Raw genomic sequence first — 7,224 nt, forward strand, 5'->3', positions numbered from 1 at the left:
ATGAGATTAAAATTACAAGCGGTACTATTGTTTTTTGTAGCAATAGTATTTACCACTAATGCACAAGTTTCCGATAAAGAAACTGCAGCAAGAAGTTGGATAAACGAACACAACAAAGAAATAAATATACAACCATATCATACTTTGAAATTAGGTTTTGTTAGAAAAACGCAAAGTGGTGAAACACTTCGATTTTATCAATACTTAAATGACATTCAAGTTGTTGATGCAGAAATATTAGTACATTTCTCCCCTTCAAATGAAATCACAAGCACAGCTAGTACTTATAATAGTGCTATTACTAATATTAGTACCATTTCATCCATAACAAAAGAAGATGCAATTGCTATTTCAGATGCTAATTTAAAAATTGAAGGAGGTTTTAATTTCCAAGAAGCCAAACTTTTTGTTGCTTTTATTTCAAATCAAACAAAATTAGTTTATAAAGTAACTACTAACCCAAATTCCGGTAGCGCTAGTTGGGAATCCTTTATCGATGCACAAACAGGAAACCTAATAAGCGTTAAGGATGTGGCAATTTATGAACACAGTAAAAAAGTAAAAAAAAATCAAAAAGAAAACACAAAAAGAATAGAAAGAAATAATGCAAAACAACCATTGGCTTTTGTAACAGGAACAGCTATGATATATTTATCAGATCCGTTATCTTATGCTCAAGTTGCATACGGAGCTCCCGGTTATGTAGACGGTAATGATGCAAATACTGCTCAATTAGCTGCAGCAAGAACAGCAGTTACATTGCCAGAAATTTCTTTAACTACAGGTGTTTATAAATTAAAAAGCTCATTTGCTGAAATTGTAGATATTGAAGCTCCTACAACAGGATTATATACACAAGCTACAAGTGCCTTCAATTTTACAAGAGATAATAATGCGTTTGAAGCGGTAAATGTTTTTTATCATATTGATAAAAGTATGCGTTATATTAATCAAACTTTAGGAATTCCTTGTGTTGCTCAATTAAATGCTGGAGTTGTAAAATTTGATCCATCAGGATTAAGTGGAGCAGATAATTCACATTACCTTCCTTCAACAGATCAATTAGCTTTTGGTGAAGGTTGTGTTGATGATGCTGAAGATGCTGATGTTATTTGGCACGAATTAGGTCACGGAATTCACGATTGGATTACTAATGGTAGTACTGCTAGTCAAATAGGTGAAGGTAATGGCGATTATTGGGCTGTTTCATATAGTAGAAGTTTAAATCAATGGCAACCTACAGATGATGCCTATCAATTTGTGTTTAGTTGGGACGGACAAAATACATGCTGGAATGGAAGAAGAACAGATACAACAAAACTTTATCCAGGCGGACTTGTAAATCAAGTGCATGCTGATGGTGAAATATGGGCAGCAGCTTTAATGCAAATTTGGGATGTTTTAGGTAGAGAAAAAACTGACAAAATGTTTTTAAATGGTTTAGATTTAACTACGAGTTCAATGAATCAACAAAGCGCTGCAATTGCGTTAAGAACTGCTGCAATTGACATGAATTATTCTTGTGATGACATAACTACAATAACTGAAAAATTTACCGATAGAGGATATGTTTTACCAACATTACCTTTAACAATGGCAATAATGGCAAACCAAACAGTTGCTGCCGATGCAACTAATACTTACACATTACCAAGTTATGCTACTTTAGCAAATCCTATTTCTGTTGCTTGCGCCGCAACTTTAGCGCAATCACCAGTAGAAGGTACTCTACTTGCTCCAGGTGTATATACAATTACAATGACTGCTACTTTGGGAACTTCAGTTGTTGTAAGAACTTTTACACTTACAGTAACTCAATATTTACATAATGATAATTTTGTAAAAGAAAGCATAGTGATTTATCCTAATCCAGCTAAGAACCAAATCACCATAAAAGGAGAATTTGATGCTACTGAAAATATTATTATCTACAACATGCTAGGACAAAAAATAATGGAGAAATCTTCAATATCTAACGAAGAAAAAGTAGATGTTTCTAAACTTTCTAATGGAGTATATACAATTTACTTCAATACTTCTAAAGCAAGTTACAAGTTTCTAAAAGAATAAAAAGTTTTTCAAACTCATTAAATAACCACAATGGATGTAAATTTCATTGTGGTTATTTAATTTTGTAAAGACTTTAAAACCTTAGTACATTTGCAAAAACTAAATCAAGAATAAAGCAATTGCTTTGTTCCTCAAATTATATGACTAAAGAACAAATTATAAAAGACTTTGATCCTTCGCAACCAGGATTAGCTGATGCAACTATTTTCGGATTGCCATTTTCGGCAGAACAATCAGAAATTATAATCATTCCAGTGCCTTGGGAAGTAACTGTTAGTTATGGAGCAGGAGCATCTGATGGTCCTGAAGCAATATTAGAAGCGTCCTTTCAAGTAGATCTTAACCATCAAGATTTTCCAGAACTATGGAAATTAGGCATGTATTATGCCGAAATTCCAGATGCTTGGAAATCAAAATCCGATAAATATAAAGCACTTGCTCAACCCATCATTGAAGCTTTGGAAGACGGTCAAGAAGTTTCAAAGATTCCGGTTCTTCAATCCGATTTAGATAAAATAAATTTAGTTTGCCGCGACTTGCACACCGAGGTTAAAGAGTCCGTTTTGTATTGGATGAATAAAGGCAAAAAAGTAGTTTTATTAGGTGGTGATCACTCTACACCTCTTGGCTATTATGAAGCTTTAGCTACCCAACATGATAATTTTGGAATCTTGCATCTAGATGCTCATATGGATTTGCGAATAGCATACGAAGGATTTACTTTTTCTCACGCCTCCATAATGTACAATGCTTTAAAAATCCCTCAAATTTCAAAAATAGTTCAAGTTGGAATCCGAGATTTTTGCGAACAAGAAGTAGATGTAGTTCAACAATCAAAAGGAAGGGTTTTAGTAAATAGTGATGCTGATTTAAAAAGAGAAAACTTTGAAGGTAAAACATGGCAACAACAATGTGAAGCAATAATGGCATCTTTGCCACAAAAGGTATGCATCAGTTTTGATATTGACGGAATGTATCCATGGTATTGCCCAAATACAGGAACACCAGTTCCAGGAGGATTTTCTTTTGAACAAGCTACTTATTTGTTTAACAAATTAGCGGAAAGCGGAAAAGAAATTATAGGTTTCGATTTAGTTGAAGTTGCTCCTGGGGAAAACGACGATTGGGATGGAAATGTTGGTGCTAGAATGTTATTTCATCTATGTGGCGTTTTGGCAAAAAACAACGGAATGAATACTGGAAAAGTAATTGAATTTCCTAGAAAATAAGATCCTTTTTTTTAAAACCAATAAGAAAAAAAGAAAAGTTAAGACAATAGCTAAATGAAACTTGATTTCTTATTGGTTTATTTTTTACATTTGATATACTATATATTTTCTAATGAAAACACTTAAAAAAGTTCTTCTAATTCTTATTTCTGTAATAGTACTATTGTCGGTAACACTTTATGTTTATTTACAGACTACCAAACCAAAATACGAAGGAGAAATTTATTTAAAAAACATTAAAAAAGAAACTACCGTTTACTTTGACGATTATGGTGTACCACATATTTATGCCACATCCCAAAAAGACGCCATGACTGCTTTAGGATACGTTCATGCACAAGATCGATTGTGGCAAATGGAACTACTAAGAAGAATTGCACCTGGAAGATTATCCGAATTATTTGGAAACAAAGCACTAAAGAACGATCTGTTCTTTGCTGGAATAGGCATCGAAGAAAACTCCGAGAAAGCATTAGCACAACTCGATAAAAACTCCGAAACGTATATCTTAGCAATGGCCTATCTAGATGGAATAAACCAATACATACAACAGGGGAAAACACCAATTGAATTTCAATTACTGGGTGTTAAAAAAGAAAAATTCACATTAATAGACGTTTATAATATTTTTGGTTACATGTCTTTTAGTTTTGCTATGGCACAAAAAACAGATCCATTACTCACGGATATTCGTGATAAATTCGGAATGGAATATCTAAAAGACTTCGGAATAGATGGGTCATTTGGAACCACCCAATTAAAAAGTTATAAAGGAAAGTGTAATGACTATGCTGAAATCTCAAAATCTATTGCAAGTTTATTAGATAATTCCCCAATACCATCCTTCATTGGAAGCAACAGTTGGGTAATTGGTGCGCAAAAAACCAAGAATGGTAAAGTTATTTTTGCAAATGATCCGCACATTATGTTTTCGCAACCCTGTACTTGGTATGAGGCCCATATAACCACCCCCGATTATGAAATGTACGGCTACTATCTTGCGGGAACCCCTTTTCCGTTATTAGGACACAACCACAACTATGCTTATGGATTGACCATGTTTGAAAACGACGATTTAGATTTGTTTCAAGAAGAAGAAAATCCTGCAAATAACAACCAATATAAAACAGTTGATGGCTATGAAAACTATAGCCTTCGTCAGAAAATAATCAAAGTTAAAGACAGTACTTCGGTAACACTAAATAGTAAAGAATCCATTCATGGACCAATAATGAACGGACTATTAAATACTCTAAATACAAAAAAACCGGTAGCAATGTCTTGGATTTACACCCAACAAAAAAACCAAATTCTTGAAGCAGTTCATGCGCTTTCGCATTCTAAGAGTTTAGAAAATTTTCCTAAGGCAATTTCGTTAATCGCTGCACCTGGACTGAATATTATGTATGGTGATGCCAAGAACAATATTGCTTGGATAACTTCTGGTAAATTGTACAAATTAGACAAATCGGTCAATGGTAATTTTATTATGAACGGAGCCAATGGCATCGATGATAAAAAAGAATTTCTTAATTTTTCTAAGAATCCATCGGCTATTAATCCAAATTGGAATTATGTATATTCGGCTAACAACCAACCAGAACCTATTGAGGGGTATTTGTATCCAGGGTATTATTTACCAAAAGATCGCGCCAATAGAATTAGCGGTTTGTTAAAGCCAAAAAACAATTGGACTAGTGCTGATGTGCAAAATATGACTAACGATAATACTTCTGCAACAGCTACCTCTTTGATTGCTAATTGGACACAGTCAATTGCAAATACCAGTTGGAATGCCAATGAAAAAAAAGCATTAGAAACACTAAAAAAATGGTCGGGATCAAATAATCTTCAAGATGTTGCTCCAACCATTTACAGTAAATGGATATCGTGTTATTTAAAAAACACCTTCCAAGACGAATTGGGAGAAGAAAACTTCAAATCCTTTTTGGGAACCCATATTATGAAACAAGTAATTGAGGGACAAAGCAAAAATGAAAATTCTCTGTGGTGGGATAATATAGCAACCAAAAACAAAAAAGAAACAAAAAAAGACGTTCTCACCCAATCCTTTAAAGAAGCCATCACGGCACTCGAAAAACAATTAGGCACCACAGAAACCTTATGGACTTGGAACAAAGTTCATACTTTGGAGCACCAACATCCTATTGGGAAAATCGCAGCCTTGAGAAATTTTTTCAACGTAGGCCCATTTGAAGCAAAAGGTTCCAACGAAGTCATTAACAACCTAATGTTTTTCTATAACGACACCGGAATGTATGATGTAAAAGCAGGTCCATCCACCAGAAGAGTGATTGATTTTTCAGATATTGAAAACAGCATGAGCATACTCCCAACAGGGCAATCTGGAAACCCAATGAGCTCTCATTATAGCGATCAAGCCGCAATGTACAACAAAGGACAATTTCGAAAAATGAAATTAAATAAAAAGGAAATTATAGCTTCTTCAACAAAATTGGTCCTTAAACCTAAATAGTAACTACTTTTTAATTTTATGGCGTGTCCCTTCGGGTCGGGCTGTCCGCTATATCTTTGCTTTTTATTGCTCGTGACCTCGCAATAAAAGCAAAGGATACCGCTTCCATCCCTCACGCATCCGTTTAGAATTCACCAGAAATAAATAGTATATCTCTTACAATATTCCATACTCAAGAATGAATTTAGTAATAAGTAAATAAATCTAATTTTAACTTTTTCAACACGAACTCAAGGGGTCTGTTTCAATTTTAAAAGGAAACTATTTATTTAAAAATAGTTTTATATCTTCTAATTTAAATGTATTTTCATTCCAAAAAATACCCCAAATAGTTTCAAACTATTTGGGGTATTTTTAAAATATGTGTATTTTTATTATTCGTTCCAATCACCATGGGTTCCTTCAGACCCTAGCGAATAAGTTAATCCTATTGAAACAGAAACAAATTTTCCAGATAAATTATTATTTTCAGGACTCATAGCTCCATCCCAAGTAAAATGCTGTTTTAAACTATTTACAAAAGAGATATCACTAATCAATGCAAACTTATCGGTTAATCTATATTGAGGAGAAATACCATAAATTATCCCAATATTATTTTCTTTTCTACCAGTGTTGTGAGAACGAAAAACAAGTGTTGGGTCAACTGCATTCATTTCATCTTGAGTTTTTGGGTATAATTGAGAAATTTGCAAACCTGCATGAAGCAACAATCCAAATCTACCTATAGATTCATCAATTTTAAATAACCTTGAGGCATTTACTACACCTTGAACACCAAAAGTAGGAAGTTGAACTTCATAATCCTTACTGTCTGCTTTATTTTTACTATTCAAATTCATATAGCCCACATCAGCTCTTAATCCAAATCTTGGATTAAACATATAACGAGCTCCAACATTAAAAGTGTTTAGAGTAATATCATTATTTTTTGAATATCCTGGAGTATAATGATTAATACCAATGGAATTTGCAGTACTTACTTCAATAGTTAATTTGTTAATTTCTACATTTGAATAATTACTGTTTCTTTGGGAATTAACAGCAAGTGAAATAAAAAATAAAAATACTGTAATTAAAATTTTTTTCATAGTTAAAAAGGGTTTAGATGGGGTTTAAATATATAAATCATGCAAATATAAATAAAAAAAGGAAAAATCTTACATTTTTTTTTAACATATTTCAAACTACTTAATTAATAACTTTTTTGTATATAAATTATTTGGAATATTTGGAGAACCGAGCTTGCGAACACACCGTACCCATATAAAAAAAACTCCAATCTGTAAAGATTGGAGTTCTATAAAAAAAGGCGGCGAACCGAGCTTGCGAACACACCGCACCAAAACAAAAAAACTCCAATCTGTAAGATTGGAGTTTAATAAAAAAGGAGGCGTCATACTCTCCCACAAATTGCAGTATCCTCTA

4 protein-coding genes are annotated in these 7,224 nt (G+C 33.2%); 3 read left to right on the forward strand and 1 reads right to left on the reverse strand.

Going from position 1 to position 7,224, the window contains the following annotated elements:
- From ACIQ2J_RS13680 to ACIQ2J_RS13690, 3 genes are all read left to right on the forward strand, one after another.
- Complete coding sequence (locus ACIQ2J_RS13680) at positions 1-2,070, forward strand: T9SS type A sorting domain-containing protein (RefSeq protein ID WP_396170822.1); 2,070 nt, start codon at positions 1-3, stop codon at positions 2,068-2,070.
- Positions 2,071-2,210: 140 nt separating this feature from the next.
- Entirely contained in the window at positions 2,211-3,299 is a 1,089-nt protein-coding gene (locus ACIQ2J_RS13685; protein WP_396170825.1) for an agmatinase family protein, read from the forward strand.
- Positions 3,300-3,411: 112 nt separating this feature from the next.
- A complete protein-coding gene (locus ACIQ2J_RS13690; protein WP_396170827.1) occupies positions 3,412-5,796 on the forward strand; it encodes a penicillin acylase family protein in 2,385 nt (794 codons plus the stop codon).
- A gap of 374 nt (positions 5,797-6,170) precedes the next feature.
- On the opposite strand, the gene ACIQ2J_RS13695 is transcribed toward ACIQ2J_RS13690, so the two are convergent.
- Positions 6,171-6,887 (reverse strand): outer membrane beta-barrel protein, encoded by a 717-nt coding sequence (locus tag ACIQ2J_RS13695; RefSeq protein ID WP_396170829.1) that lies wholly within the window; start codon positions 6,885-6,887, stop codon positions 6,171-6,173.
- Positions 6,888-7,224 lie beyond the last annotated feature (337 nt).

This window comes from Flavobacterium sp., assembly GCF_044357305.1.
GTDB lineage: Bacteria > Bacteroidota > Bacteroidia > Flavobacteriales > Flavobacteriaceae > Flavobacterium.

Coding starts and splice junctions, on each gene's coding strand:
- ACIQ2J_RS13690 (WP_396170827.1), top strand. CDS start 3,412: ATGAAAACACTTAAAAAAGTTCTTCTAATTCTTATTTCTGTAATAGTA.
- ACIQ2J_RS13680 (WP_396170822.1), top strand. CDS start 1: ATGAGATTAAAATTACAAGCGGTACTATTGTTTTTTGTAGCAATAGTA.
- ACIQ2J_RS13695 (WP_396170829.1), bottom strand. CDS start 6,887: ATGAAAAAAATTTTAATTACAGTATTTTTATTTTTTATTTCACTTGCT.
- ACIQ2J_RS13685 (WP_396170825.1), top strand. CDS start 2,211: ATGACTAAAGAACAAATTATAAAAGACTTTGATCCTTCGCAACCAGGA.